Source organism: Pseudoalteromonas sp. APC 3893 (genome assembly GCF_030408095.1).
GTDB lineage: Bacteria > Pseudomonadota > Gammaproteobacteria > Enterobacterales > Alteromonadaceae > Pseudoalteromonas.
In genome coordinates this window covers 1-2423 of the sequence record NZ_JASDCD010000055.1, presented here as the reverse complement: position 1 = coordinate 2423, position 2423 = coordinate 1, and the positions used below count along the sequence as shown (strand labels likewise).

Genomic DNA, 2423 nt, shown 5'->3' with positions numbered 1-2423 from the left:
TTTTGCAACAAAGCGAAAGATAAACTCAAGTTGGTTTACTGGGATAAAACGGGGTTTGCTTTATGGTACAAACGCTTAGGTGCGACAAGAAGTCGCTTTGTTTACTGTTGAACTTTGATTCAACCCTTCGTATTGCCGAAGGTTTCCTATTTCGATATGCGTCACTAGCAATGGTGGGGTGTGAAGCTCGAAAGACAATGTAGCCTTAAGTTCAATAGTGATGTTGAACAAACTGCAAGCATCATGCGGTTGGGCCCTAGGAATTAATGGTATGTGTAATTAACTGAACAGTTGTAACTGTCGTCATTGTAAACAAGCTAAAGATGCTGACAAGCTTGAACCAAAAGGTGTGGTGGACAAGTTAACATGCTCTAGTCTCATGTTACGCAATTTAATGTGCCCCCGGCGGATTGACTGACACTAACCCATTATGTGAATAAAGCGGAACTTGGTAAGCCCGTATGCTCCCTCGTTGAGGTAGTTTCTTCGTAAGAATGAATGACGGGCATGCGGGTAAAGGACGATGGAGAAAGCGAATGCCTTGCTGTAATGGCAAAGATAGATGTATTGAACGTGACATCATGCGAAAGCATAGCCCACTTCCATCGAGTGGTTAATCACAAGAAATTTGTAATAAGATTTTAGCTTAGGAATGCAAATGAATTGCTCTTATGAACAATGTGCACCTATAAACGAAGCGCAATGCTGGTCTAACATCGATTGGAAGGCTGCAAAGCGCTACGTAGGATCATTGCAAGCGCGTATTGTGAAAGCAGTAAAGCAAGGGAGAAAAGGGAAAGTTAAAAGCCTGCAATGGTTATTGACTCATTCCTTTTATGCGAAAGCCCTTGCGGTTAAACAAGTAACGGAGAACAAAGGGCGTAAAACGTCTGGTGTTGATGGCGAAACATGGCAAAGTGCTACTAAAAAATGGCGAGCAATCTCATCGCTCAAACGCTCTGGATACAAGGCAAGTCCATTAAGGCGAGTCTTTATTCCAAAGTCGAATGGGCAGAAAAGACCTCTCGGTATCCCCACAATGCTGGATCGTGGGATGCAAGCACTATATTTGCTAGCCGTTGAGCCAGAAGTGGAGACAAACAGTGACGGCAATTCTTTTGGTTTTCGAAAACAAAGGTCTTGTGCTGATGCGATCGAACAATGCTTCAAAGTATTGTGTCGCAAACGTGCGGGAGAATGGGTGCTTGATGCGGACATTAAAGGTTGCTTCGATAATATCAGCCATGAGTGGATGCTAAAGCACTTAAACATCGACAAACCAATCCTTTCACAGTGGCTGAATGCTGGCTTTATGGAGTCTGGTAAGGTATATCCAACACTTGCAGGAACACCGCAAGGAGGAATAATCTCGCCGACGTTAATGAATATGGTATTGAATCAACTGCAAGGAACAATTGAAGAAGCTTCTGGTGTTAAAAGAGGTAAGCACCGTGAAATTCGTTCTAATGTTAAGAGAGTCTCTGTAATCAGATATGCCGATGATTTTGTTGTAACGGCTCATTCTCAAGCGTTTTTGGTAGATACAATATTGCCTTGTATTAATGAATTTATGTCCCAACGTGGTTTGGCATTATCGCCAGAAAAAACGCACGTTAGGCATATATCAGAGGGTTTTGATTTTCTTGGTCAAAATCTCAGAAAGTATAATGGCAAATTATTGGTCAAACCCAGTAGCAAAAGCGTTCTACATCTGATGAATAAGTTGAGACTTACGATCACCAAATATCGCTCTAGTCGACAAGACAGGCTAATCTTTCAGCTTAATCCAATATTAAGAGGTTGGTGCAATTATCACCGACACAGTGTCGCAAAGGAAGTATTTTGCAAGATTGACTCTGATATATGGTTGCTACTCTGGAAATGGGCATGTCGTAGACATCCTAGAAAAGGAAAATACTGGATTAGGGCTAGATACTTCCACTCTGTTGGGGCGCGTAATTGGACATTCTGCACCGGTGATAAACAAATAGGCTTATTTCGGTTAGCAGCAATGCCGATTGTGCGACATCCAAAGATCAATTCCGATGCAAACCCTTACGATCCGACACATGAAACTTACTTTGAATCTCGGCTTGATGTGTTAGTAAATTCTCGCAACAAAGAACGTCTGCATAGATTATTATCACGTCAAAATGGTGAGTGTTTGTATTGCAAAGAAAAAATAACGGCTAAAACTGGTTGGAATATTCACCGCCTAGTACCTTTATATTTAGGTGGTGATAATAAAGCGAGTAATACCGTGGTTGTTCATCCTTATTGCCATAACAGCATTCATAGGGGTCAAAATACTGCTGCGCCATCCTACATGGCGTTATAACGACTTGAGCGGTATGCGGGGAAACTCGCACGTACCGTTCTTAGAGGGCTGGGCTCGAGTAATCGGGTCTGGCTACTCGACAAAA

At 42.3% G+C, this 2423-nt stretch carries 2 protein-coding genes; both read left to right on the top strand.

Going from position 1 to position 2423, the window contains the following annotated elements; translation table 11 throughout:
• Nucleotides 1-111: IS66 family insertion sequence element accessory protein TnpB (gene tnpB, locus QMA12_RS22270; protein ID WP_356948041.1), on the top strand; the 111-nt coding region annotated here is incomplete at its 5' end.
• A gap of 547 nt (nt 112-658) precedes the next feature.
• The gene (ltrA, locus tag QMA12_RS21890; protein ID WP_290211488.1) at nt 659-2338 is read left to right on the top strand and encodes a group II intron reverse transcriptase/maturase; all 1680 of its coding nucleotides are present in this window, start codon (nt 659-661) and stop codon (nt 2336-2338) included.
• The last annotated feature ends 85 nt before the right edge of the window (nt 2339-2423 follow it).